Source organism: Herbaspirillum sp. SJZ099 (assembly GCF_007828355.1).
In the GTDB taxonomy this organism is placed as follows: Bacteria; Pseudomonadota; Gammaproteobacteria; order Burkholderiales; family Burkholderiaceae_D; genus Herbaspirillum.
In genome coordinates this window covers 451,996-475,646 of sequence record NZ_VIUO01000001.1, presented here as the reverse complement: position 1 = coordinate 475,646, position 23,651 = coordinate 451,996, and the positions used below count along the sequence as shown (strand labels likewise).

The 23,651-nt window shown below is 64.6% G+C and carries 24 protein-coding genes; 12 read left to right on the top strand and 12 right to left on the bottom strand.

What is annotated here, in order from left to right; translation table 11 throughout:
* Window positions 1-284: 284 nt before the first annotated feature.
* Window positions 285-746 carry a rhodanese-like domain-containing protein gene (locus FB597_RS02020; protein ID WP_144767855.1) on the top strand — a complete coding sequence of 154 codons (462 nt, stop codon included), beginning with the start codon at window positions 285-287 and terminating at the stop codon, window positions 744-746.
* Between the two features lie 95 nt (window positions 747-841).
* Here the strand turns inward: FB597_RS02020 and FB597_RS02015 are convergent, their stop codons facing one another.
* From FB597_RS02015 to FB597_RS02005, 3 genes are all read right to left on the bottom strand, one after another.
* Window positions 842-1,525, bottom strand: a complete 684-nt coding sequence (locus FB597_RS02015; RefSeq protein ID WP_144767853.1) for a response regulator — start codon at window positions 1,523-1,525, stop codon at window positions 842-844.
* Between the two features lie 33 nt (window positions 1,526-1,558).
* The gene (locus FB597_RS02010) at window positions 1,559-2,251 is read right to left on the bottom strand and encodes a response regulator transcription factor (RefSeq protein ID WP_144767850.1); all 693 of its coding nucleotides are present in this window, start codon (window positions 2,249-2,251) and stop codon (window positions 1,559-1,561) included.
* Between the two features lie 179 nt (window positions 2,252-2,430).
* Window positions 2,431-3,690 (bottom strand): EAL domain-containing protein, encoded by a 1,260-nt coding sequence (locus tag FB597_RS02005; RefSeq protein WP_144767848.1) that lies wholly within the window; start codon window positions 3,688-3,690, stop codon window positions 2,431-2,433.
* 229 nt (window positions 3,691-3,919) lie between these two features.
* Here FB597_RS02005 and FB597_RS02000 point away from each other — a divergent pair, with 229 nt between their 5' ends.
* The 7 genes from FB597_RS02000 (at window position 3,920) to FB597_RS01970 (ending at window position 12,430) form a co-directional block, all read left to right on the top strand.
* On the top strand, window positions 3,920-4,579 hold the full coding sequence (locus FB597_RS02000; protein WP_141913159.1) for a DUF1120 domain-containing protein: 660 nt from the start codon (window positions 3,920-3,922) through the stop codon (window positions 4,577-4,579).
* Window positions 4,580-4,623: 44 nt separating this feature from the next.
* On the top strand, window positions 4,624-5,307 hold the full coding sequence (locus tag FB597_RS01995; protein WP_141913158.1) for a DUF1120 domain-containing protein: 684 nt from the start codon (window positions 4,624-4,626) through the stop codon (window positions 5,305-5,307).
* A 150-nt stretch (window positions 5,308-5,457) separates the two neighbouring features.
* Window positions 5,458-6,189, top strand: a complete 732-nt coding sequence (locus tag FB597_RS01990) for a fimbria/pilus chaperone family protein (RefSeq protein WP_221292363.1) — start codon at window positions 5,458-5,460, stop codon at window positions 6,187-6,189.
* A 10-nt stretch (window positions 6,190-6,199) separates the two neighbouring features.
* Window positions 6,200-8,773, top strand: coding sequence for a fimbria/pilus outer membrane usher protein (locus FB597_RS01985; protein WP_255517055.1), 2,574 nt, complete (start codon window positions 6,200-6,202; stop codon window positions 8,771-8,773).
* The gene (locus tag FB597_RS01980) at window positions 8,760-9,332 is read left to right on the top strand and encodes a hypothetical protein (protein ID WP_144767846.1); all 573 of its coding nucleotides are present in this window, start codon (window positions 8,760-8,762) and stop codon (window positions 9,330-9,332) included. The genes FB597_RS01985 and FB597_RS01980 overlap by 14 nt, the downstream gene beginning before the upstream one ends.
* Before the next feature lie 274 nt (window positions 9,333-9,606).
* A complete protein-coding gene (locus tag FB597_RS01975) occupies window positions 9,607-11,109 on the top strand; it encodes a DUF1800 domain-containing protein (RefSeq protein ID WP_186442724.1) in 1,503 nt (500 codons plus the stop codon).
* Between the two features lie 7 nt (window positions 11,110-11,116).
* A complete protein-coding gene (locus tag FB597_RS01970; RefSeq protein WP_144767842.1) occupies window positions 11,117-12,430 on the top strand; it encodes a DUF1501 domain-containing protein in 1,314 nt (437 codons plus the stop codon).
* Window positions 12,431-12,516: 86 nt separating this feature from the next.
* On the opposite strand, the gene iscX is transcribed toward FB597_RS01970, so the two are convergent.
* From iscX to iscR, 9 genes are all read right to left on the bottom strand, one after another.
* A complete protein-coding gene (gene iscX, locus FB597_RS01965) occupies window positions 12,517-12,711 on the bottom strand; it encodes a Fe-S cluster assembly protein IscX (RefSeq protein WP_141913153.1) in 195 nt (64 codons plus the stop codon).
* 16 nt (window positions 12,712-12,727) lie between these two features.
* Window positions 12,728-13,066 carry an ISC system 2Fe-2S type ferredoxin gene (gene fdx, locus FB597_RS01960; RefSeq protein WP_141913152.1) on the bottom strand — a complete coding sequence of 113 codons (339 nt, stop codon included), beginning with the start codon at window positions 13,064-13,066 and terminating at the stop codon, window positions 12,728-12,730.
* Between the two features lie 34 nt (window positions 13,067-13,100).
* The gene (gene hscA / locus FB597_RS01955) at window positions 13,101-14,966 is read right to left on the bottom strand and encodes a Fe-S protein assembly chaperone HscA (RefSeq protein WP_141913151.1); all 1,866 of its coding nucleotides are present in this window, start codon (window positions 14,964-14,966) and stop codon (window positions 13,101-13,103) included.
* 18 nt (window positions 14,967-14,984) lie between these two features.
* On the bottom strand, window positions 14,985-15,608 hold the full coding sequence (locus tag FB597_RS01950; protein ID WP_144767840.1) for a LysE family translocator: 624 nt from the start codon (window positions 15,606-15,608) through the stop codon (window positions 14,985-14,987).
* 20 nt (window positions 15,609-15,628) lie between these two features.
* Window positions 15,629-16,144: a Fe-S protein assembly co-chaperone HscB gene (gene hscB, locus FB597_RS01945; RefSeq protein WP_144767838.1), complete on the bottom strand. Its 516-nt coding sequence runs from the start codon at window positions 16,142-16,144 to the stop codon at window positions 15,629-15,631.
* Between the two features lie 86 nt (window positions 16,145-16,230).
* The gene (iscA, locus tag FB597_RS01940; RefSeq protein ID WP_141913148.1) at window positions 16,231-16,554 is read right to left on the bottom strand and encodes an iron-sulfur cluster assembly protein IscA; all 324 of its coding nucleotides are present in this window, start codon (window positions 16,552-16,554) and stop codon (window positions 16,231-16,233) included.
* A 67-nt stretch (window positions 16,555-16,621) separates the two neighbouring features.
* Window positions 16,622-17,023, bottom strand: coding sequence for a Fe-S cluster assembly scaffold IscU (gene iscU / locus FB597_RS01935; RefSeq protein ID WP_141913147.1), 402 nt, complete (start codon window positions 17,021-17,023; stop codon window positions 16,622-16,624).
* A gap of 82 nt (window positions 17,024-17,105) precedes the next feature.
* Window positions 17,106-18,359 carry an IscS subfamily cysteine desulfurase gene (locus tag FB597_RS01930; RefSeq protein ID WP_144767836.1) on the bottom strand — a complete coding sequence of 418 codons (1,254 nt, stop codon included), beginning with the start codon at window positions 18,357-18,359 and terminating at the stop codon, window positions 17,106-17,108.
* Between the two features lie 16 nt (window positions 18,360-18,375).
* Window positions 18,376-18,870: a Fe-S cluster assembly transcriptional regulator IscR gene (gene iscR, locus FB597_RS01925; RefSeq protein WP_141913145.1), complete on the bottom strand. Its 495-nt coding sequence runs from the start codon at window positions 18,868-18,870 to the stop codon at window positions 18,376-18,378.
* A gap of 316 nt (window positions 18,871-19,186) precedes the next feature.
* Here iscR and FB597_RS01920 point away from each other — a divergent pair, with 316 nt between their 5' ends.
* The 4 genes from FB597_RS01920 to FB597_RS01905 all read left to right on the top strand — a co-directional run bounded on the left by FB597_RS01920 (window position 19,187) and on the right by FB597_RS01905 (window position 23,592).
* Window positions 19,187-19,960, top strand: coding sequence for a FadR/GntR family transcriptional regulator (locus FB597_RS01920; RefSeq protein WP_141913144.1), 774 nt, complete (start codon window positions 19,187-19,189; stop codon window positions 19,958-19,960).
* Window positions 19,961-20,139: 179 nt separating this feature from the next.
* A complete protein-coding gene (kdgD, locus tag FB597_RS01915) occupies window positions 20,140-21,054 on the top strand; it encodes a 5-dehydro-4-deoxyglucarate dehydratase (protein ID WP_141913143.1) in 915 nt (304 codons plus the stop codon).
* A 76-nt stretch (window positions 21,055-21,130) separates the two neighbouring features.
* Window positions 21,131-22,234: a mandelate racemase/muconate lactonizing enzyme family protein gene (locus FB597_RS01910; protein ID WP_144767834.1), complete on the top strand. Its 1,104-nt coding sequence runs from the start codon at window positions 21,131-21,133 to the stop codon at window positions 22,232-22,234.
* 80 nt (window positions 22,235-22,314) lie between these two features.
* Window positions 22,315-23,592, top strand: a complete 1,278-nt coding sequence (locus FB597_RS01905; RefSeq protein ID WP_144767832.1) for an MFS transporter — start codon at window positions 22,315-22,317, stop codon at window positions 23,590-23,592.
* Window positions 23,593-23,651 lie beyond the last annotated feature (59 nt).

Genomic DNA, 23,651 nt, shown 5'->3' with positions numbered 1-23,651 from the left:
CCCTTTCAGGGGCGGCAATTATGGAATATTTTAGGGAGCAGAGGCTGGACGGCCGTTCCCTTCAGTGCATGCGGGCTGAATTTGTGCATTATTTTAGTGCATTTTACCCATATTGCACCAACATTGAACATATTGGTGCATATGGCGACTGATGCGCACTTATTTGGTGCTTTTATGCCGATAAGCGATCCAGAGCGATACATCCGCTGCGCCAAAAGAATTAATCTTTTAATTTATTTATAATTTTTAGCCATTTCCACCCCAGATAACCCAGCGAGGCGCCGATGACCCAAGAACAGATCCTCACCATTGCCGGCCAGCGCGCCCAGGACGGCCAGCTCCCCTACCGCGGGGCCGTCACGCCGCAGGAAGCCTTCGCCCTGATTCAGGGCAACCCCGCCATCAAGCTGGTGGACGTGCGGACCAAGGCTGAGCGCGACTGGGTCGGGATGGTGCAAATCCCGGCCGGGCAACACCTGTTCGTGCAATGGAATTTGTATCCGGAAGGCAAGCCCAATCCGCAATTCCTCGAGCAGTTGCAGCAAGCCGCCGGCCCCGACGAGATACTGCTGTTCCTGTGCCGCTCTGGGGTTCGTTCCAAGCATGCCGTCAAACTGGCGAGCGAAAACGGCTATCGCAATTGCTTCGACATCGTCGAAGGCTTTGAAGGCAACAAGGATGCGGCCGGGCACCGCAAGACAGTGGAAGGATGGTGCAAGGCCGGCCTGCCCTGGGTAGGCGCCTGAAGCGCCTCTCGGCAACCGGCGTCGGCGGCATTATCGCGGCCCGGCCATTGTTCTTGTCTGCAAGACTCCCCGCCGCGGGGCAGCCGGATTGCCGCTCAGGCCCCCAGGGGGACCTCCAGTTGCGCCATCAATCCAACGATGGCGGCAAAGCCGGCGGCGCCATTGCGCGTGGCATCTTCGATGCGCTCCAGCGTCGTGACGATCTCCCCCCGCTGCATCGTCAGCGCCGCGCCTTTCATCCGGTGCGCCAGGCGCTGGACGGCTGCGACATCGGATGCGGCATGGGCCGTGCGCATGGCCGCCAGGTCCTGCAACGAGGTCGTGCGGAACAAGGCGTCCAGATCCACCGATTGCACATCCACCGGAGCGCTGGCGACCGGTTCGTCCACATCGTAATCGCACCATAGCGACAGCATTTTCTTGAACTCCCCGATCGGCAGCGGCTTGCCCAGGATGCCGTCCATGCCGCTGTCCAGGCACAGCTGCACATGGGCCGCGTCAGCCTCGGCCGAGATGCCGATGAGCGGGGTGTAGCCCGCATCCGGGTCGCCCTCTTCGGCCTCGCGTACGCGCCGCGCCACTTCGTAACCGTTCATGTCCGGCATGTAACAGTCGAGCAGCACCAGGCCGTAGCGTTGCGCCTGGATGGCAGCCAGGGCCGACCTGCCATCTTCGGCGCCGGTCACGCGGCAGCCGAACTTGCGCAACTGCTTTTCGATCACCATGCGGCTGGTCGCCGAATCGTCGACCACCAGAATCCAGGGTCCTTTTTCGCTCATTGGTCGCTCCGTCCTTATCTCGGTCTCTTGGTCTCAGAGGTCTTCCAGCTGATGCTGGATCTTGAACAGCTCGCTGTCGTTGCGGACGCCAAGCTTGCGAAATGCAGACTGCTTCTGGCCGCTGATGGTCTTGACGCTGCGCGCGAACTTTTCCGCTATCTGGGTCACCGTCATGCCATCCAGGCAGCAGCGCAGCACCTCGCGCTCACGCGGCGACAGCTCCGAGTTTTCGGAAAGGGAATCCGATACCGCGTCCCCTTCCCGGCCGCCCGTCCCCGGTTCGGCCGACAGCATCGACGACAATTCGGCTGCCATGTTGTTGTTGAGGTGGACACGGCCAAGGGAGACGGTGCGTATCGCCTGTATCAGTTCCGAGAGCTCCTGCGACTTGCCGACAAAACCGCGGGCGCCGGCCTTCATGGCCAAGGCTACCGTGGCGGGGTTGTAATGGGAGGAAGAAACCAGGATCTTGCTGTCCGGAAAACGCACCTTCAAGGCGCGGATCAGGTTCAGGCCGTCGATATCGTTGACCCCCAGGGCATAATCGATCACCAGCAGATCGGCCGGCGTGGTGCGCAAGGCGGCCATCATCTCCTTGCTGGTCGCAAACGAGCCCACGACCTGAAAGTCCGGCTCTTCGGACAGGCGGCCCGCCAGCCCGTAGCGGACCACTGCGTGGTCGTCCAGCAAGGCGATGCGAACCGTCGATACAGATGACCATGTCATCATGGATTCCTTTTTTGGCTGATGGCCCCGGCAGCCGCGGCGTCCCGGCTCCGCCCCTTCCCCCAGCAGCGAATGCCGTCCCATGCGCCGCGCGCCGGATGGCCGCGGTTGATCCCGCTCCAAGTGTACCAATAGCGCTTCGCGTCAAACGGGCGAATAAGGCCATGATTTCCCCGGCTTCAGGCAGGTGCCGGCCTGGCATCGCAAGATGGCGCGTGCATGCCGCCGCGTATGGCGCGCAGGAAGTCGGACGCCTTCATCGGCGGCGCGACATCGCCCTGCATCATGCGGCATCCCATTTTGCGCAAGGCTTCGGATGTTTCCGGGTCGTCCACACCGCAGGCGACGACTCCCAGCCCCAGGCGCCTTCCGATGTCGAAGATGCTGTCGACCATGCTGCGCGAAAGCTCATGGCGCAGCAGTTGCCCGATCAGGCCGCCATCGATATGGATGCCGGTGAACGGCGCCTCGGCAAGCATGCTGATATTGGCGCTGCCCGCCCCAAAGCCGTTGAGCGACAGGCCGAATCCCTTGATGCGCAAGCGGTTGAGCGAGGCCGACAATGGCACCGGCAGTACCGGCGCGCCGACTTCCGTCAGGACGATGGAGACCTGTTCCGGGCTCAACTGATGCTGCCTCACCCGGTCGGCGAGATAGTCCACGATTTCCGGCGTCTGCAGCGTCTGGGCGGAAGCCTTGATGCTCAACGGCAGGCAGTGGCCGGCAGCCTTCAGTTTTTGCTGCACCCGCAGCACATGGTTGACGGTGCGGTAAAACAACACCAGTCCCAGTCCCTGCTGCTCGATCAAGGCCGTGAATTGCTCCGAGCGCAGTTTGCGGAATCTGGGATGGTTCCAGCGCACTTCGGCCGCGGCCGCGCCCATGCGCAAACTCTCCGGCGAGATCTGCGGGCAATACCACACATCGAATTCGTCGACATCGCAGATGGCCCTGAGCAGATCGTCGTCGCTGATATTGCGCAATGCATCTTCGGCGCCGGCGCGGCGCTGGCGGCGCGGCTTGCCCAAGGCAATCGCCAGCTCGACCACATAGCACAGGGCGATATTGGACAGCGGCTTGGGCAAGGCCTCCACGGCCGCAAAACCGGCGTTCCTGGCCAACCTGATATGCGAATCCAGCATGCCCGCGCCCAGCACGCTCACCCACACCAGCATCGGGAACTGCCGCGGCGGCCCAGGCCGGTTGCGCGCCTGCTCCACATGGCGGACGATGAACTGCGGGCCGTCCATGTTGGGCATGCCGATGTCGCAGAAAATCAGGTCGACCCCATGCTCCTCCATGAGCCGGATCGCCTCCCGGCCATCGGCGGCTTCCAATACCTTTTGCGCCCCCATGCGCTTGAGATTGCCCGCCAGAACCGCCCTTTGCAGCGGCTCATCCTCCACCACCAGGATGGATAAATCCGAGATCGATTTCATGATGTTTCAGGTTGTTTCAGCGCCGTTACCGGTCATGCCCCAACCTGCGATTCTGTGCCTGCGGCACATCGCCTCAAATAAGAATCGTCTGGAATGCCTCCCGAAGAATTATCAAAATACGATGCAATCCGGTTTCGCCACGGCCATGCAAACGATGGCGATATTCCCCACCGTCGCCGACGGACTGCATTAGAATCGAACAGACCAATCTCCCATCCCCCCATCGATCATGAAAAGATGGATTTTCTGCATATTCTGGGCACTCGCCGTCCCTGCCGCGGTTCTCGCCGGGACGACGGCGCAATTGCGCGTCACCGGCCGCATCGTGCCCAATGCCTGTGTGCCCAATTTCATCGGCGGCGGCGTGATCGACTACGGCGCCATCCCTTCCGGCGCGCTCTCGCCGCACGCGCCGACTTTGCTGCCTGCCAGGTCGGTCGGCCTGCAAGTGTCTTGCGGCATTCCCGCCAGCGTGGCGCTGCGCCTGGTAGATAACCGCCCGCTGACGGCAACCGAGGGCATGGTCAAGACCTCGGCCCGCCCCAGCATGCTGCGCGACGGGCGTTATTTCGGACTGAAAAACGAACAAGGCCTGCGCGTCGGCGGCTATGTGCTGCGTTTCGAGCCGCGCGGCGATGCCGCCTCTCCCAACCTGCAAATGAGTGCGCCGGGCAACGCCGCAAGCGGCGCCTGGACGGCGCGCACCGACGGCATGCTGCTGCAGGACACGCTCTACACCTGGGCCGCAGGTCAACGGAACATCCCGGCAAAGATGCAGCAAATGGACGCCACGCTGAGCATCCAGCCCGTCATCGACGCCCGCAATGGCGGCCTGGCAGACGAAATCCCCCTGGACGGGTCGGCCACTTTCGAGCTGGTCTACCTCTGAAATCGAACCGTCCCTGCCACCGCTGTTCCGTCCTCGATACCACCATGCCAACCTTCCCCTTGCGTTCCCGTCCGCTGCTGCGCCTGATGCTGCTTTGCGCGGGATTGGCCCATGCCGGCGGCAGCGGCGCAGCCAGCATGGCGCCGCTGGAAGTCATGGTCACGCTGACGCCGGCCGCCTGCACGCCGACGCTGTCCAACGGCGGCGTGGCCGACTATGGCGCCATGAATGCCAATATCCTGCGCCAGGGCCAGGTCACGGCGCTGCCGGTCATAAGCATGACCTTTTCCATCAACTGCGACGCCGCCGCCAAATTCAGCATCAGGGCCATCGACAACCGCAGCGCCTCGCTGGTATCCGGCATCGTTGCCGCCGGCTCGGGCGACGGCGCGCTGGGCGACGACTACAACTTCGGCCTGGGCAAGGTCGCCGGCCGCAACATCGGCGGCTATTCCATCCGCCTCATGCCCAATACCTATACCGGCGACTACCGGCCGGTGAAGCTGATGTCCTCATCCGATGGCAATATCTGGAACGATGCCGGCAACGGGGCCGTCTCCAAACGGCTGCGTTTCTCATGGGGAGCCGACAACGGCGCGGTCGACGCCTACAAGGCGATATCGGGCCGGCTGTCCGTGCATCCCTATGTCAACAAAGCGGAAAACCTGCCGCTGGGCCAGGACATCCCGCTCGACGGTTCGGCCACGCTGGAGCTGCATTACCTGTAGCGCCGGCTGGCCGGGCACGGCAAAAAAACCGGAGCGGCGCGAAACGGCTAAAACAGCCATAAACCGCCTGTTGTTCGATCGCTTGCCGCCGGACGTGATCGGCGATGATAAAAAGACAGACAGTTTCGTTATCGGGGGAGGGGAAACGGGATGTACGCTTTAACTTTAACCATGCAGCAAAAACACATGCGCGGGCTGGCATGCCTGGCGCTTCTGGCAGCGGCCTGCGCTGCCGCGCCCGGCGCCCGCGCCAGCGGCATGCTGCCGGAAACATCGGTGGTCATCGTCAACGAAGCCGACGGCGAAGCCAGCATGAACGTCAAGAATACCGACGCCGCCGCCACCCTGCTCTACACCTCCATCCAGAACCTGCCGGAAGACCAGGAGTCGCTGCTGGTGGTTTCCCCGCCGGTGGCCCGGGTGGAAGCGGAGCAGACGCAACTGGTGCGCTTCATCCTGCAACTGAAGGAACCGCTCAAGACGCAGCGCCTCAAGCGCGTCATTTTCGAGGGCATCCCGCAGAAAGGTCCCGATGGCGGCGTCAAGGTGACCATGAACGTGCGCCAGAACCTGCCGCTGATCATCCATCCCAAGAACCTGCCCCTGAACCGCGAACCCTGGAAGCTGCTGAGCTGGTCCATCAGCGGCGATTCGCTGGTGATGCGCAACGACAGCGCCTATGTGGTGCGCTTCGCCCAGGCGGTGGCGCTGCTGCCGTCCATGACCGAAGTCGACATGAGCCGCACCTATATCTTGCCGGGAGAAAAACTGAGCGGCCAGATCAAGGGCAACGCGGCGGGCACGACGGCGGTGCGCCTGTCGCCGGCGACGGTGTACGGCTTCTCCGTCGACACTTTCGACGCGCCGCTGGCCAAACCCTGAGCCCTCACGGGTGGCGACCGCGGACAACGGCCTGTCTTCTTCCGGTACGCGGCAACGGCATACCGGAGGGACAGTCGCGCCGCGCCTGTCGCCATGCTGCCTCCGTCTCCTGCTCGCGCTCGGCGGCCTGGCCGCGGCGCTCCCGGCATGGGCGCAACTGCCGGCCGGGTTCGACCTGGACATGCTGCGCGAGCGCGGCATCGACCCGCAAATCGCCGAATACTTCAAGGACGCCGCCCGCTTCCGCCCCGGCATCAACATCGTCACGCTGTTCGTCAACGGACAGCCGCGCGGGCGCATCGATGCGCGCTTCGACGACAAGGGCGAACTCTGCTTCGACCGCAACCTGCTCAACAAGGGTGGCCTGAAGACGCCGGAAAACACCCTGCCGGTTCCCGCGGCGGCAACCGGGCCATGCTACGACTTCATGGCCGCCTATCCGCAGACCGGGATCGAACTCAGGCCGGGCAAGGAAGAAGTCGCGCTGGTGGTGCCGACCGATGCGATACGGCCCAATGAAAGCGATTTTTCCGGCTTCGCCACCGGCGGCAGCGCCGCCCTGCTCAACTATGACATCGTGAGCTCGCGCAGCCAGTTCGGCAGCAGCTCCAGCCAGTTCCTCAGCGCCAACCTGGAATACGGCTTCAACGCGCGCGACTGGATCGTGCGTGGGCGCACCATGTATGCGCGGCAAGACCAGTCCTCGCAGCGCCAGCACTTGTACGCCTATGCGCAGCACACGCTGGTGGACTACAAAGCCATCTTCCAGGGCGGCCAGGTCAACATCCTCAATACCGCTTTCGCCGCCGGCCCCATCACCGGGCTGCAGATCGTGCCGGAGACCGCGTTGTCGTCCGGCTCGATCAACAACGTGATGGTCGAAGGCATCGCGCAGACCCAGGCGCGGATCGAGGTGCGCCAGAACAACGCATTGATCTACTCGACGGTGGTGCCCAGCGGCCCCTTCGCGCTGGCCGACCTGCCGCTGCTCAACGGCACCAGCGACCTGGAGGTCACCCTAACCGAAGCCAACGGCGCGCAACGCCGCTTCACGGTGCCGGCGGCCTCGCTGCACGGCGGCAACCTGGGCATGCAGCGCGGCTATTCCTTCGCGCTCGGCAAGCTGCGCTCGCTGGGCAACTCTACCGGCCGGCAACCCTGGGTCGCCACCGCCGCAGGCGGCTGGCCGCTGGGGCGCAACAGCACGCTCAGCGCCGGCCTGATGGGCGCCACCGGCTACCAGGCCGCAAGCTGGGGCGCCGACACCCGCATCGGCGACAATAACCTGAGCATTCAGCACAAGCTCTCGCGCGCGCCCCGCGAGGGCGAACGCGGCACCCAGTTCACCCTCGCCAGCAGCAGCATCCTGGCGCAAAACACCTCGCTGGGCCTGTCCACCACGCAACAGACCCTGGGCTATCGCGACCTCAGCGACACCACCATCGACCAGCAAAAGGAGCTGGCCGAGCAATTGCTGCTCACGCCGGACCAGACGCCCACCACGCAATACGCGCGCTACCGCGCCCAGTACACGGCCTCGCTCAGCTGGAGCAATACGCTCCTGGGCGGCTTCAATGTCTCCTACTCCCGGTCGACCCAGTTCTACGGGCAAAACACCCAGCGCGTCATGGCCTCGTGGGGACGCAACTTCGATACCGTCAGCGTCAACCTGAACATCGAGCACCAGATGGGCGGCACCGGCGCGCTGGGAGGCAACGCCAACGCTTTCTACCTCACCGTCAGCATCCCGCTGGGCAGGCGCAACGTGCGCACCTACGTCAACAACAGCAGCGGCTACCAGCGCCTGGGCGCGTCGTATAACGAGCAGTTCAACGACTACGTCAACTACACCGTCGCCGCCGAACGCAACCAGGAGACCAAGAACCACGACCTGTCGACCCAGGTCTCGATGCTGCCGCGCTATGCCCAGGTCAACCTCGGCTACGCGCGCTACGGATCGGGCAGCACCGCCTACAATGGCGGGCTGCGCGGCGCGATGGTGCTGCACCAGGGCGGCTTGACGCTGTCGCCCTACGCGGTGCAGGACACCTTCGGCATCCTGCGGGTAGGCGATGTCGCCGGCGTCAAGATCAGCACGCCCTACGGCCCCGTCTGGACCGACTGGAAAGGCCAGGCCGTGGTTTCGCAGTTGCCGCCCTACGCCAGCACCCGGCTGGAAATCGCCACCAAGAGCCTGCCCCGCAACGTCGACATCAGGAATGGACTCAAGCTGCTCGACCCGGGCCGGGGCTCGGTCAGCCATATCGACTTCGATGTGCTCAAGGTCAGGCGCATCCTGCTCAACGCCAGGTCGCCCGATGGCCAACCCTTGCCCAAGGGCGCTTTCGTGCTCGATGCCGATAACCAGTTCGTGACCACCGTGGTCGACGATGGCCAGGTGTTCCTGCTCAACGGCACGCCAAGCGGGCCGCTGCGCGTTACCCTGCCGGACGAGAAGAGTTGCGTGCTCCAATACAGCTTGCCATCGGCCGCCGATCCCAATATGTTCTACGAGACGGCCGATGCGATATGCCGGCCCGACTTACACGCGCAACCGAAAGGACTTCCCTATGCGCCGGTCTGATCTTGTCTCTGCGCTGGCCACGCTGGCGGCCATCCTGCTGGCCGCGCCCGCGGCCCATGCCAGCGGCGCCGACAACTGCCAGATGCTGATCAGCAACCCCAGCGTGGACTATGGCGCCACCACGCGCGCGGAGCTATTGAAAAGACAAGTCTCGCCGCTGATGATGAGCCTGGGGCGGCAAAGCGTGACGCTCACCGCCACCTGCAGGGTGCCGACGCTGATGACGCTGTTCTTCCGCGGCAGCGCCGCCGACGCCCACGCCTACCGGCTCGGCAATGGCGGCGCGTTCACCCTGCGCGTGCTCAATGCCCGGCTGGACGGCCGTGCGGTCGGGCTGGGCAGCGTCCTGGTGCCGGGCCAGCCGCCCGAGACCCAGGCCGATAGCCTGGTGCTGTCGCCCAACACCGGCGCGGTGCCCATCATCAACGACGTGCCGGTCCGGGGCAGCTCGCTGCAACTGCAAATCGACATCGATGCCGGCATCTCGACCACCGCCAGCCGCATCAACGACCGCACGGTATTGCGCGGCGATGGCAGTTTCGAGCTGGTCGAGCATTGACGTCATTGCCCCCATCCTTCCTCTCCTCCCCCCATTCCTGACAACTGCATCAGCTTTGTAACGCCGTGTAACGCTGCCGGATTCTGCCAACCTTAATCGGGCACGCGGCGTTATGGAACGAGTCATGCGCCATTTCAGTCCGTCGGGACGAGGCATCTCCGTTGAGAGTTTCCGACAGGCCAACATCCATTATCGAGGCCGATTTATGCGTCCATTGATGCAACCATTCATGCGTCCATTCATGCGCCCGTTTCGCCAAGCCCTCCGCCTAGCCATGTCGCCGGCTCCCCTGCGCCAACGCTGCCTGCTGGTATTGCTCGCATGCTGTGCCGCCTCGGCGACCGGCGCCGAGCTGTCGCCGCGGGAGCAGGCCTTGCATGTGCTCGACCGCCTGGCCTACGGGCCGCGTCCGGGCGAGCTGGAACAGGTCGAGAAAATGGGCGCCAGGCGCTACATCGAATTGCAACTGCATCCCGAGCGCATCCCGCTGCCGCCAGACCTGCAGGCCCGGCTGGCCGCGCTGCCGGCCCTGCAGATGACGCCGGCGCAATTGTTCGTCGACTATGGCCCGCCCTCGTTCGACAAGAACGCATCGAAAGAAGAAAAACAAGCCGCCCGCCAGCGCGCCGCGCGCGAACTGACGCCGCAATTCCACCTGGCGCGCCTGCTGCAAGCCACCGAAAGCCCGCGCCAGCTGGAAGAGGTGATGACCGAATTCTGGGCCAATCACTTCAACGTCTTCGAAGGCAAGGAATGGGTGCGCTACTGGGTCGGCGACTATGAAAAAAACGCCATCCGCCCTTATGCACTGGGCAATTTCCGCGATCTGCTGGGCGCCGTGGCGCATCATCCGGCGATGCTGTACTACCTCGACAACTGGCTCTCCAGCGGCGTCGGCACGCCGGGCGCGCGCGGCCGCTTCAAGGGGCTCAATGAAAACTACGCGCGCGAGCTGATGGAGCTGCATACGCTGGGCGTGGACGGCGGCTACCGGCAGGCCGACGTCATCACGCTGGCGCGCATCCTGTCGGGCTGGACCATCGACGTCAACGCCATGCAAGGCCGCGCCGCGCCCTTTTCCTTCAACTCCGCCCGCCACGATGCCGCCCCCAAGGTGTTCCTCGGCAAGCCGCTCGCGGCCCGCGGCTACCAGGAGGGCGAGGCCGCACTCGACATCCTCGCCAGCCATCCGTCGACGGCACGCTTCATCGCCACCCAGCTGGCGCAGTATTTCGTCGCCGACCAGCCCGATCCGGCACTGGTGCAAAAACTGTCGCAGACCTTCCTGGCCACGCACGGCGATATCCGCGCGGTACTGCAAACCCTGTTCGACAGCCCGCAGTTCTGGTCGCGCGCCAATTACCAGACGCAATTCAAGACGCCCTACCAGTTCGTGGTCTCGGCCCTGCGCGCCAGCGCCACGCCGGTGATCAACCCCAGGCCGGTCAACGGCGCGCTGGGCCAGTTCGGCATGCCGCTGTACGGCTGGCTCACGCCCGAGGGCTACAAGTATTCCCAAGCGGCCTGGCTCAATCCCGACGCGCTGCTGCGCCGGATCAATTTCGCCGGCGGCCTGGTGAACGGCAAATCGCCCATCGCCCGCGCCGAAGGTGCGCCGCCGCCCGCCAATGCCGACGCCCGCCCGACCGACCCGCAACAATTGCTGGCCACACTGGGGCCGGCCATCGCACCGGACAGCGTCCAGAAGATCAACGCCGCATCGCCCAACCTGCAGGCCGGACTGATTCTGGGCAGTCCCGACTTCATGAAACGCTAGGACCGATATGAACCGCCGCGACTTCATCCGCTATCTCGGCGCCGCAAGCGGCGGCGCCATCCTGCTGCCGGTCGGCCTGTCCGGTTGCGCCGTGGCGCCCATCGGCGACCACAGCATCAGCCGGGCCGGGCCGGCCAAGCTCGCCTACGGTTCGCCCAGGCCGCGTGCGCACGCCGCTGGCGATGGCGCGCCGCGCATGGTGGTGGTGTTCCTGCGCGGCGCCGTCGACGGCTTGAATGTGGTGGTGCCGCATGGCGATCCCGAGTATTACCGGGCCCGTCCGACCATCGCCGTGGCGCGCCCCGGCCAGGCCAACGGCGCCATCGACCTGGGCGGCTACTTCGGCCTGCACCCGGCGCTGCAGCCGCTGATGCCTTACTGGGAAAGCGGCCAACTGGCCTTCGTCCACGCCTCCGGCTCGCCGGATGCATCGCGTTCGCACTTCGAGGCGCAGGACTACATGGAAACCGGCACGCCCGGCCAGCACAATACGCGCGACGGCTGGATGAACCGCCTGATGGGCTACCTGCCGCCGTCGGAATCGCCACTGCAGGCGCTGGCGATGGGCGACGCCACGCCGCGCATCATGAGCGGCAGCAACGTCGTGGCCAACCTGCAGACCGGCCGCGCCGCCGCCCGCCCCAGCCTGATCGACCAGCCGCGCATGATGCAGGCCTTCGCGCCGCTGTATGCCGGCGACGACCCGATCGCCCGCGCCTACCGCGACGGCATCGCGGCGCGCCGCGAACTGATGGCCGACATCAACAGCCAGGAACAGCAGATGGCCAACAACGGCGCGCCGCTGCCCGACGGCCTGTCGCTCGATACCGCGCGCCTGGGCCGCCTGATGCGCAACGACCCGCGCATCCGCCTGTCCTTCCTGGCCGTGGGCGGCTGGGACACGCACATCAACCAGGGCAACGGCGCCGGCCAACTGGCGGGGCGGCTGGCGCCGCTGGCCGCCGGCCTGGCGACGCTGGCGCGCGAACTGGGGCCGGCGTTCAACGATACGGTGGTCGTGGTGCTGTCCGAATTCGGCCGCACCTTCCGCGAGAACGGCAACGGCGGCACCGACCACGGGCATGGCAACGCCATGTGGCTGCTGGGCGGCAATGTGCGGGGCGGCAAAATCCACGGGCAATGGCCGGGGCTGAACCAGGCCGCCCTCAACGAAGGCCGCGACCTGGCCATTACCACCGATTTCCGCGCGGTGCTGTCGTCGGTGGCGGAGCGCCATATGCGCATCAGGGATCAGGAGCTGGAAAAGATCTTTCCGCAATATGCCGCCGGCGGGCATGGGGCGTCGGATCTGTTGATATGACGATGGGAGGATGGCCCTCTCCCCGCCCATAAAAAATGCCGTTCAGGTTTGCACCGAACGGCATTTTTGCTGCCACTGCCAGAGACTTATTCCGCCTCTTCGATCCACGCCGCCTGGATCGCCTCCAGGATGCGCTCGCCCGAGCGGTTCGGGTCGTCGTCGAAACCGTCCAGCTCCATCACCCAGCGATGCAGGTCGGTGAAGCGGATGGTCTTGGGGTCGATGTCGGGAAACTTGTCGTACAGTTCCTCGGCGATCAGCTGGGTGTCAGTCCATTTCATGTGCGGTTCCCCCGGATCAGTGGTTTTCGGAAGCGTGGTTGATCGTGTACTTGGGGATTTCGACGGTCAGGTCATCCTCGCCCAGCACCACTTGGCACGACAGGCGGGAAGTCGCTTCCAGGCCCCAGGCCATGTCCAGCAGATCCTCTTCCTTGTCGGAAGGGTCGTTGAGGGTGTCGAAGCCCTCGCGGATCACCACGTGGCAAGTGGTACAGGCGCAGGATTTTTCGCAGGCGTGCTCGATGTCGATGTCGCTGTCGAGCAGCGCGTCGCACAGGGTCTTGCCGGCCGGGGCGTCGATCACCGAGCCTTGGGGGCACAGTACCGGATGGGGGAGGATGACGATCTGAGGCATGGGATGACTTTCGGGTATGCGGTATTCGGTTAAATTACGCGACTTCGTCGAGCTTCTTGCCGGCCAGCGCGGCATGCACGCTGCGGTCCATGCGGCGCGCCGCGAACTCTTCGGTGCCGTGCGCCAGCGCGTCGACCGCCGCCTTGATGGCGAGGTGGTCGCTGCCTTGCGCGGCGGCGGTCACGGCCGCCAGCTGCTGCTCGATGGCGGCGCGCTCCTGCTCGCTCAGCAAGGCGCTGTCGACATTGAGCGCCGACTGTGTCGCCAGCACAATGCGTTCGGCCTCGACCTGCTCTTCGCGCAGCGCGCGGCGCTGCATGTCCTCGTCGGCCGAGCTGAAGGATTCCTGCAGCATGCGCGCGATCTCGTCGTCGGCCAGGCCGTAGGACGGCTTGACGCTGATCGACGCTTCCACGCCCGAGGTGATTTCGCGCGCCGACACCGCCAGCAAGCCGTCGGCATCGACCTGGTAGGTCACGCGGATGCGCGCCGCGCCGGCCGCCATCGGCGGGATGCCGCGCAGCTCGAAGCGCGCCAGCGAACGGCAGTCGGCCACCAGTTCGCGCTCGCCCTGCACCACATGGATCGCCATCGCGGTCTGGCCATCCTTGAAGGTGGTGAACTCCTGCGCGCGCGCGCAGGGGATGGTGGAGTTGCGCGGAATGACCTTCTCGGCCAGGCCGCCCATGGTCTCGATGCCCAGCGACAGCGGGATCACGTCCAGCAGCAGCCAGTCGTCGCCCGGCGCGCGGTTGCCGGCCAACAGGTTGGCCTGCACCGCCGCGCCCAGCGCCACCACCTTGTCGGGGTCGATGTTGGACAGCGGGTTGGTCTTGAAGAACTCGCCCACCGCGCGGCGGATGGTCGGCATGCGGGTGGCGCCGCCGACCAGCACCACGCCGTCGACGTCTTCCACGCTCAGGCCGGCGTCGCGCAATGCCTTGCGCATCGGCGTGATGGTCTTGGCCACCAGATGCTGGGTCATCTCCGCGAATTGATCGGCGGTGATCGACAGGTGCACCTGCTCGCCCGACTTCAGCGCGGCGTCGATATGCACTTCGGCCTTGGTCGAGAGCAGTTCCTTGACTTCCCGCGCCTTGACCATCAGCAGCCGCGTATCTTCATCCGACAGCGGCTGCAGTTGCGCCTCCTGGCTGATCCAGCAGAACAGGCGATGGTCGAAGTCGTCGCCGCCCAGGGCCGAGTCGCCGCCGGTGGCCAGCACTTCGAACACGCCGCGGGTCAGCTTGAGGATGGAGATGTCGAAGGTGCCGCCGCCCAGGTCGTAGACGGCGAAGATGCCTTCGGAATTGTTGTCCAGGCCGTAGGCGATGGCGGCGGCGGTCGGCTCGTTCAACAGGCGCAGCACGTTGATGCCGGCCAGTTGCGCGGCGTCCTTGGTGGCCTGGCGCTGGGCGTCGTCGAAATACGCCGGCACGGTAATGACGGCGCCGACCAGGTCGTCGCCGAGCGCGTCTTCGGCGGTCTGGCGCAGCGTCGCCAGGATCTGCGCCGAGATTTCCACCGGGCTCTTCACGCCGGCCACGGTCTTGATCTGCACCATGCCCGGCGCATCCTGGAAGTCGTAGGGCATGTTCTCGGCGTGGGCGATGTCTTTCAGGCCGCGGCCCATGAAACGCTTGACCGAGACGATGGTGTTGCGCGGATCGGTGGTCTGCGCGGCTTGCGCCTTGTAACCGATGTTGGCGTGGCCGTTGGGCAGGTAGCGCACCACCGAGGGCAGCAGCACGCGGCCTTCGTCGTCGGCCAGCACTTCGGGAATGCTGTTGCGCACGGTAGCCACCAGCGAATTGGTGGTGCCCAGGTCGATGCCCACCGCCAGGCGTCGCTGGTGCGGCGCGGTGGACATGCCCGGTTCTGAAATCTGGAGTAAGGCCATAAGGGTTGGATCGGTTCGTTATTCAGGTAAAGCCATCCGGATGCCGAGGCCGATGAAGGCGCAGCCTGCGAGGCGGTTCAGATGGACGGAAGCGGAAGCGCGGCGGCGGAAGTAAGCGCCCACTGCGCCGGAAAACAGCGCAATGGCGCTGAAGATGACAAAGGCCTGGGCGATGAACAGCAGCGCCAGCAGCAGCATCTGCAGCGGCACGCGGCCGGCTTCGGCATGCACGAACTGCGGCAGGAAGGCGATGAAGAACAGCGTGACCTTGGGGTTGAGCATGTTGGCCAGCACGCTTTGCCAGTAGATGCGCTTGAGCGGCACGCCCGGCGCGCCCTCTTCCGAGGCCAGCGCGATGCCGGCCGAGGCCGAGCGCAGCGTGCGGTAACCGAGGTAGGCCAGGTAGGCCGCGCCCGCGTATTGCAGCGCGTGGTAGGCCGGCGGATACGCCTTGATCACGGCGGCGAAACCCAGCACCGCCAGCAAGGTATGGAAAATCAGTCCGGAAGAGAACCCGGCCGCGGCCACCAGCCCGGCCTTCTTTCCTTGCGCGATGCCGCGCGTGAGCACGTAGATGTTGTCCGGCCCAGGCGCCAGGGTCAGCGTCATGGCGGCCAGCAGGAACAGGAAGATATCGGGCATGTCGTCTCCGCTCTTTGGCCTCAGCCTTCGATCAGGGCGAATGCATCGCCAATCTCGCCGCCGAACCTGTCGAGGAACATCAACTGGCGCACCAGTTGCGCGGCCTGGGTGTAGTCGCCTGCATCCAGCAGCTTTTCGATGCGCGCCACCTCGGCCTTCTTTTCGGCCGTCAGCTCGCTGTTGAGCCGCTCCAGCGCGTCGATGTCCTTGCCGGCCTTGGCATCGTCCAGGGTCTCGCGCCATTCCATCTGCTGCATCAGGAAGGCCGGCGCCATCGAGGTGTTGGATTCGGTCTGTAAATCCACGCCGTTGAGTTCGCACAGGTAGCGCGCGCGGCGCAGCGGGCTTTTCAAGGTCTGGTAGGCCTCGTTGGCGCGGGTGGCCCATTGCATCGCCACGCGCTTCTCGGCGTCGCTGGCGTGCGCGAACTTGTCCGGATGCGCCCGGCCCTGCACCTGGTGGTACGCCTGCTCCAGCGCCTTGATGTCGACGGCGAAGCGCTGCGGTAACTGGAACAGGTCGAAATGGTTTTGCATGGCTGAAAAATAAAAAGCCTGTCGGACTTCAACAGGCTTGGCTCATCAACGACTGCGAGGAATGCCGCCCGACGCGAAGACGGGTATCAGATGCGGAAGCTTTCGCCGCAGCCGCATTCGTCCTTCACGTTCGGGTTCTGGAATTTGAAGCCTTCGTTCAAACCTTCGCGGGCGAAGTCCAGCTCGGTGCCGTCAATGTAGGGCAGGCTCTTGGGATCGACGAAAACGCGGATGCCGTGCGATTCGAACACGGCGTCTTCCGCCACCTGCTCGTCCACATATTCCAGCTTGTACGCCAAACCGGAACAGCCGGTGGTGCGCACGCCCAGGCGCAGGCCGATGCCTTTGCCGCGGCGCTCCATGTACCGGCTGATGTGTTTTGCTGCCTTCTCTGTCAATGTGATTGCCATGATGCCTGCCTTGCTGCTGTCAAAGATGCTCCCAATGCCCAAGACCCCGTCCTGAGCAAGTCCTGCCTCAGGCCGCGGCTTTCTGTTCGACGCCGTGCTTGGCCTTGTAGTCCTGCACGGCGGCCTTGATCGCGTCTTCGGCCAGGATCGAGCAGTGGATCTTCACCGGCGGCAATGCCAGCTCTTCGGCGATCTGGGTATTCTTGATCGACAGCGCCTGGTCCAGCGTCTTGCCCTTGACCCATTCGGTCACCAGCGACGACGAAGCGATCGCCGAGCCGCAGCCGTAGGTCTTGAACTTGGCGTCCTGGATCACGCCGTCGGCGCCCACCTTGATCTGCAGCTTCATCACGTCGCCGCAGGCCGGCGCGCCAACCATGCCGGTGCCAACCGTTTCGTCGCCCTTTTCAAAGGCGCCGACGTTGCGCGGGTTCTCGTAGTGGTCGAGTACTTTTTCGGAATAAGACATGTTGTTGCTCCTTGAAGATGTTTCCACCGCAACCAGTTTCCAACTCCTGATGCATGCTGGCGGCGGCTGGCAGAATCCTGGTTTAGTGGGCCGCCCACTGGATCGTGGAGAGGTCGATGCCATCCTTGTACATGTCCCACAGCGGGGACAGTTCACGCAGCTTGCCGACCTTGCTCTTGATCAGGTTGACGGTGAAATCGATATCTTCCTCGGTGGTGAAACGGCCGATGGTGAAACGGATGGAGCTGTGCGCCAGTTCGTCGCTGCGGCCCAGTGCGCGCAGCACGTATGACGGCTCCAGGCTGGCCGAGGTGCAGGCCGAACCGGACGACACCGCAATATCCTTGATCGCCATGATCAGCGATTCGCCTTCGACGTAGTTGAAGCTCACGTTCAGGTTGTGCGGCACGCGGTGTTCCATGTCGCCATTGATATAGGTTTCCTCGATCTCCTGCAGGCCGCGGGCCAGGCGGTCGCGCAGCGTGCGGATGCGTTGCAGCTCGCTGTCCATCTCTTCGCGGGCGATGCGGAAGGCTTCGCCCATGCCGACGATCTGGTGCGTGGCCAGCGTGCCCGAGCGCAGGCCGCGCTCATGGCCGCCGCCGTGGATCTGCGCTTCGATGCGCACGCGCGGCTTGCGGCGTACGTACAGCGCGCCGATGCCCTTGGGGCCGTAGGTCTTGTGGGCCGAGAAGCTCATCAGGTCGACCTTCCAGTTTTCCAGGTCGATCTTGACCTTGCCGGTCGCCTGCGCGGCGTCGCAATGGAAGATGATGCCCTTGGAGCGGCAGAATTCGCCGATTTCCGGAACCGGCTGGATCACGCCGATCTCGTTGTTGACCAGCATGACCGAGACCAGGATGGTGTCGGGCCGCACGGCGGCGGCGATCTGCTCGACCGTCACCAGGCCGTTGTCCTGCGGCTGCAGGTAGGTCGCCTCGAAGCCCTGGCGCTCCAGCTCGCGGAAGGTATCCAGCACGGCCTTGTGCTCGGTCTTGATGGTGATGAGGTGCTTGCCCTTGGTTTTGTAGAACTGCGCCGCGCCCTTGATCGCCAGGTTGTTGCTCTCGGTGGCGCCGGAGGTCCAGATGATTTCGCGCGAGTCGGCATTGACCAGTTTGGCCACTTCCTCACGCGCCTCTTCCACCGCTTTTTCGGCCGACCAGCCGTACATGTGGCTGCGCGAAGCCGGATTGCCGAACTGCTCGCGCAGGTAGGGAATCATCTTGTCGGCCACGCGCGGATCGACCGGCGTGGTCGCCGAGTAGTCCATGTAGATCGGGAAGTGGGGAGCCTTGATGGTCTCCAACAGGCTCTTTTCCAAAGGTGCGTTCATGAGTTAAAGCTCCAAATCAGGCTGCGGCTTGCGGGCGGTGCATCACCACCACGCTTTGCTTTTCGGCGGAGCGGGGCTCCGCCAACTTGTGTTCCTTCTGCTGGTCGACCAGGTCCTGCAAGGACACCGAGTCCAGGTATTCGACCATCTTCTCGTTCAGGGTCGACCACAGGTCGTGCGTCATGCAGCGCGGGCCGCCCGGATGGGTGGCGCTGTGGCAATTTTCCTTGCCGCCGCACTGCGTCGCATCCAGGGGCTCGTCCACCGCGATGATGATGTCGGCGACCGACACCTCGGCGGCCTTGCGGGCCAGGTTGTAGCCGCCGCCGGGGCCGCGCACCGACTCCACGATCTGGTGGCGGCGCAACTTGCCGAACAGCTGCTCCAGATATGATAAGGAAATTTCCTGTCGCTCGCTGATGGCGGACAACGTGACCGGGCCGTTGCCCTGGCGCAAGGCCAGGTCAATCATCGCGGTCACGGCAAAACGGCCTTTGGTGGTCAGACGCATGAAATTCCTGCTCCAGAAACGAATTGAATCCCGGTTCCCTGAATTCCCGAATATTTGAGTCAAGTATATCAAACCCGAGTAATCCTGTCAGGTACTAATTGCTGCCGGGAAGCCGGTTGGCAAGGGCGGGAAAAGCCCCAAACATGCGAATGCCCGCCAAGTTCAGGCTTCCGGCCGGCATTCTCCCGTTATCGGGCATTAACGATCTGGTAAGATGTCCCAACTCTTTTTTTCATCTGGCGCCAGCAGAACTGGCAAGCCTGCAACAACGGCCCAGCCAGACATCCCCCACCACCGGCATTTCAACGATAACGACATGGATGCAAGCGATACCCCCAACCCGCTGCTGCGCCCGCGCCGCAAGACCCAGAGCCTGTCGCAGGAAGTGGTCGCCGCGCTCTCGCAGATGATGGAAAACGGCAGCCTCAAGCCGGGAGACAAGCTGCCCACCGAATCCGAAATCATGCAAAGCCAGGGCGTATCGCGCACCGTGGTGCGCGAAGCCATCTCGCGCCTGCAGGCCGCCGGCGCGGTCGAGACCCGCCACGGCATCGGCACCTTCGTGCTGGAACCCAGGAAGGGTTCCAACATCAATATCGACCCGGCCACCATCACCACCATGCGCGACCTGCTGGCGCTGCTGGAGCTGCGCATCAGCCTGGAAACCGAAACCGCCGGCCTGGCGGCGGCGCGCCGCAACGACGAACAACTGCGCGAGATCCGCGCGGCGCTGGACGCCTTCCGCGCCAACCAGCTGTCCGGCGGCGACACCGTCGATCCCGACTTCCGCTTCCACTTCGCCATCGCCAACGCCACCGGCAACCGTTACTTCATCGAGATCATCAGCCACCTCGGCATGGGCGTGATCCCGCGCAAGCGCATCAACACCGCCGAACTGGCGCACGACCAGCAAGCCAGCTATCTCGACCGGGTGCAACGCGAACACGAAGACATCTACGAAGCGATCGCCCGCGGCGATACCGAAGCGGCGCGCGCAGCCATGCGCAACCACCTGACCAACAGTCGCGAGCGCCTGCGCCGCGCGCAAATGGAAGCCGAATCCGGCGCCGCCGGCTCCCCCGCCGCCTGACCGCCCCGGCCGCATGGCCGTTTCCTCCACGGCAACACCCGAAAGCCAGCACCTAAAAAATGCTGGCTTTCTTAAAATCCATGTTGTACGATGACTGATATCCTATTTGGATACGTACCGACAACCAGAACAAGCAACACCTCCATCCAATTCTTCATGCTTAACGGCGTAGCGAAATCATGTACACACCCCAAGACCTGAAAACGATCCTCTCCTCCGGCCTGCTGTCGTTCCCGCTGACCGACTTCGACGAACAAGGCGACTTCCGTCCGAAGACCTACATCGAGCGCCTGGAATGGCTGGCCCCCTACGGCGCCAGCGCCCTGTTCGCCGCCGGCGGCACCGGCGAATTCTTCTCGCTGGTGCCGGGCGAGTACAGCGACATCATCCGCACCGCGGTCGAGACCTGCCGCGGCAAGGTGCCCATCATCGCCGGCGCCGGCGGCTCCACCCGCGCCGCCATCGCCTACGCCCAGGAAGCCGAACGCCTGGGCGCGCACGGCATCCTGCTGATGCCGCATTACCTGACCGAAGCCAGCCAGGACGGCATCGCCGCCCACGTCGAAGCGGTCTGCAAATCGGTCAAGTTCGGCGTCATCATCTACAACCGCGCGGTCTGCAAGCTCAACGCCGAGACCCTGCAAAAGCTGGCCGACCGCTGCCCCAACCTGATCGGCTTCAAGGACGGCGTCGGCGAGATCGAACCGATGGTGGCGATCCGCCGCAAGCTGGGCGACCGCTTCACCTACCTGGGCGGGCTGCCGACCGCGGAAGTCTATGCCGCCGCCTACAAGGCGCTGGGCGTGCCGGTGTACTCGTCGGCGGTGTTCAACTTCATCCCCAAGACCGCCGTGGAGTTCTATCAGGCCATCGCCAGGGACGACCACGCCACCGTCGGCCGCCTGATCGACGAGTTCTTCCTGCCCTACCTGGCGATCCGCAACCGCAAGGCCGGCTACGCCGTCTCCATCGTCAAGGCCGGCGCCCGCATCGCAGGCCACGATGCCGGCCCGGTGCGCACCCCGCTGACCGACTGCACGCCGGAAGAACACGAAGAACTGGCCGCGCTGATCAAGAAGCTCGGCCCGCAATAAACCAGCTATCGCAACACCAGCCCGCCAGGCCCGGAGACAGGGCCTGGCGGCGCTGTTCCATTTGGACAAGAAGATCATGCATATCCGCCAAATCGAAGGCATGCGCGTCGCCATCGCATGCGACACCGGCAAAGACCCGTCGGCCCCCGGCAACCCCTGGAGCCGCATGGAAACCTTGCTGGTCAAGGTCACCACCGACGACGGCATGGTCGGCTGGGGCGAAGCCTTCGGCCACAAGCTCAATCCCGTCACCATGACGGCGCTGTCGCAACTGGTCGCGCCGGCGCTGATCGGCAAACCGGCCGATGCCGCCGCCACCTTGCTGCAAGCCCAGCAGGACTTGCACGGCTTCGGACGCACCGGCCCGGTACTCTACGCCCTCTCCGCCATCGACATCGCCCTGTGGGATATCGCCGCCCAGCGCGCCGGCCAGCCTCTGCGCGCCTTGATGGGCAACCACCGCAATGTGATCGAACGCTACGCCAGCCTGGTCAGCTACGACAACCACCCGGCCGAAGTAGCGCGCCACGCGTGCCGCGTCCACGCCATGGGCTACCGCAAGATCAAGCTGCACGAAACCACCCTGCCCGCCTTCCTCGCCGCGCGCGAAGCCTTGCCGCCGGAGGTGGACCTGATGCTGGATGTGAACTGCCCCTGGTCGCTGGCCGAAGCCGGCGAGGTGGCGCGCCAGCTCAAGGGCAGAAACATCGCCTGGCTGGAAGAGCCGATCTGGCCGCCCGAGGACGTCGACTCGCTGGCGCGCGTGCGGGCGCTAGGCGACGTTCCCATCGCGGCCGGTGAAAACGTGATGGGCGTGGAAGGTTTCCGGCGCCTGTTCGAAGCCGGCGCCATCGATTACGCCCAGCCCAGCGTCACCAAGATCGGCGGCATCACGGCCATGCGGGAAGTCATCGCGCTGTCGCGGCAGTTCCCGGTCAAGGTGATGCCGCACTGCTTCTACTACGGCCCCGGGCTGATGGCTACCGCACAGATCGTCGCCACCCTGCCGGCAGACATCCACCTCGAAGTGCCGTTCGTGCATTTCGAACAGCGCTTGCATCCGTATCTCGACTTCAGCACACCCGAGATGCGTCTGCCCGACATCCCGGGCCTGGGCTTCGCGCCCGACCTGGCGCTGCTGGCGACCAACACGGTCGACAGCTTCCGGCTCGGCCAATAACGTCCGGGCAGCCCCGTGCGCCCTAGCGCACGGCAGTAACTTCATTAAAAAAACAACATCGCACCTTGGAGAAGACCACCATGAAATACCCCTATCGCTGGAACGTCGCCGCGCTGCTGTTCTTCGCCGGCATGCTCAACTATCTCGACCGCGCCGCCCTGGCCGTGGCCGCGCCGCTGCTCAAGACCGAACTGCAGCTAGATGCCGCCCAGATGGGCATCCTCTTCAGCAGCTTTTTCGTCGGCTATGCCGGCTTTTGCTTCATCGGCGGCTATGCCTCCGACCGCTTCGGTCCCAAACGCGTCTTCACCTTCGCCGCCGGTTTCTGGTCGCTGTTTTGCGGCGCCACCGCGGTAGTCACCAGCTTTGCCCAGCTGATCGTCTTCCGCATCTTCTTCGGCATCGGCGAAGGCCCGATGGGGTCGACCACCAACAAGACCATCAACAACTGGTTCCCGCGCAAGGAAGCCGGCACCGTGGTCGGCATCACCAATGCCGGCCAGCCGCTCGGCGGCGCCCTGGCGGCGCCCGTGGTCGGGCTGATCTCGCTGGCCTTCGGCTGGCGCGTATCCTTCGTGGTGATTGCGCTACTGGGCCTGGCGTGGCTGCTGGCCTGGCAACTAATCTTCCGCGACGACCCGCTGCAACACCCCAAGGTCGGCGCCAGTGAACGCGAAGTCATCGCCGAGAGCCGAAAGTTCGTCGCCACCACCAGCGACACCAACGACCGCGGCATGCTGCATTACATCAAGTCGCCCCAGGTGCTGGCCATCGCGATGGCTTTCTTCTGCTACAACTACGTCCTGTATTTCTTCCTGTCGTGGTTCCCCAGCTATCTCACCGATTACCAGCACCTGCCGGTCAAGGAAATGAGCATCATCGGCATCATCCCCTGGCTGGGCGGCGCCATCGGCATGATCCTCGGCGGCGTGATCTCAGACCGCATCTTCCGCCGCACCAAAAATGGCCTGTTCGCCCGCAAGAGCGTCCTGATCGCGGCGCTGGGCATCGCCGCGCTGTGCGTGGTGCTCTCGACCCAGACCACCTCGATGGCGGCGGCCGTGGCCCTGATCGCAGTGGCCAACCTGTTCTTGCTGATGGCGCCCCAGGCTTGCTGGGTGCTGATCCAGGAAATCGTGCCGCCCTCGCGGGTGGGCGGCACCGGCGGCTTCGTGCACTTGCTGGCGAACCTGTCGGGCATCGTCGGCCCGGCGCTGACCGGATTCATCATCCAGTACGGCGGCGGCTACCATGCGGCCTTTTTGCTGGCCGGCGGCATTGCCGCGCTGGGCATGCTGGTGGTGATCGTCGTCATCCGCAACCGCGCCACGCCGGCCCCGGCGGTACTCACGGCCTGAGCGATTGCCGGCGCAAGCGGTAACCGATTACCGCTTGCCAAAACAAAAAAACCTTCGTC

Bases quoted from the DNA above. Each gene is read 5' to 3' on its own strand.
- FB597_RS02020 (WP_144767855.1), top strand. From the start codon at position 285: ATGACCCAAGAACAGATCCTCACCATTGCCGGCCAGCGCGCCCAGGAC.
- FB597_RS02015 (WP_144767853.1), bottom strand. From the start codon at position 1,525: ATGAGCGAAAAAGGACCCTGGATTCTGGTGGTCGACGATTCGGCGACC.
- FB597_RS02010 (WP_144767850.1), bottom strand. From the start codon at position 2,251: ATGACATGGTCATCTGTATCGACGGTTCGCATCGCCTTGCTGGACGAC.
- FB597_RS02005 (WP_144767848.1), bottom strand. From the start codon at position 3,690: ATGAAATCGATCTCGGATTTATCCATCCTGGTGGTGGAGGATGAGCCG.
- FB597_RS02000 (WP_141913159.1), top strand. From the start codon at position 3,920: ATGAAAAGATGGATTTTCTGCATATTCTGGGCACTCGCCGTCCCTGCC.
- FB597_RS01995 (WP_141913158.1), top strand. From the start codon at position 4,624: ATGCCAACCTTCCCCTTGCGTTCCCGTCCGCTGCTGCGCCTGATGCTG.
- FB597_RS01990 (WP_221292363.1), top strand. From the start codon at position 5,458: ATGTACGCTTTAACTTTAACCATGCAGCAAAAACACATGCGCGGGCTG.
- FB597_RS01980 (WP_144767846.1), top strand. From the start codon at position 8,760: ATGCGCCGGTCTGATCTTGTCTCTGCGCTGGCCACGCTGGCGGCCATC.
- FB597_RS01975 (WP_186442724.1), top strand. From the start codon at position 9,607: ATGTCGCCGGCTCCCCTGCGCCAACGCTGCCTGCTGGTATTGCTCGCA.
- FB597_RS01970 (WP_144767842.1), top strand. From the start codon at position 11,117: ATGAACCGCCGCGACTTCATCCGCTATCTCGGCGCCGCAAGCGGCGGC.
- iscX (WP_141913153.1), bottom strand. From the start codon at position 12,711: ATGAAATGGACTGACACCCAGCTGATCGCCGAGGAACTGTACGACAAG.
- fdx (WP_141913152.1), bottom strand. From the start codon at position 13,066: ATGCCTCAGATCGTCATCCTCCCCCATCCGGTACTGTGCCCCCAAGGC.
- hscA (WP_141913151.1), bottom strand. From the start codon at position 14,966: ATGGCCTTACTCCAGATTTCAGAACCGGGCATGTCCACCGCGCCGCAC.
- FB597_RS01950 (WP_144767840.1), bottom strand. From the start codon at position 15,608: ATGCCCGATATCTTCCTGTTCCTGCTGGCCGCCATGACGCTGACCCTG.
- hscB (WP_144767838.1), bottom strand. From the start codon at position 16,144: ATGCAAAACCATTTCGACCTGTTCCAGTTACCGCAGCGCTTCGCCGTC.
- iscA (WP_141913148.1), bottom strand. From the start codon at position 16,554: ATGGCAATCACATTGACAGAGAAGGCAGCAAAACACATCAGCCGGTAC.
- iscU (WP_141913147.1), bottom strand. From the start codon at position 17,023: ATGTCTTATTCCGAAAAAGTACTCGACCACTACGAGAACCCGCGCAAC.
- FB597_RS01930 (WP_144767836.1), bottom strand. From the start codon at position 18,359: ATGAACGCACCTTTGGAAAAGAGCCTGTTGGAGACCATCAAGGCTCCC.
- iscR (WP_141913145.1), bottom strand. From the start codon at position 18,870: ATGCGTCTGACCACCAAAGGCCGTTTTGCCGTGACCGCGATGATTGAC.
- FB597_RS01920 (WP_141913144.1), top strand. From the start codon at position 19,187: ATGGATGCAAGCGATACCCCCAACCCGCTGCTGCGCCCGCGCCGCAAG.
- kdgD (WP_141913143.1), top strand. From the start codon at position 20,140: ATGTACACACCCCAAGACCTGAAAACGATCCTCTCCTCCGGCCTGCTG.
- FB597_RS01910 (WP_144767834.1), top strand. From the start codon at position 21,131: ATGCATATCCGCCAAATCGAAGGCATGCGCGTCGCCATCGCATGCGAC.
- FB597_RS01905 (WP_144767832.1), top strand. From the start codon at position 22,315: ATGAAATACCCCTATCGCTGGAACGTCGCCGCGCTGCTGTTCTTCGCC.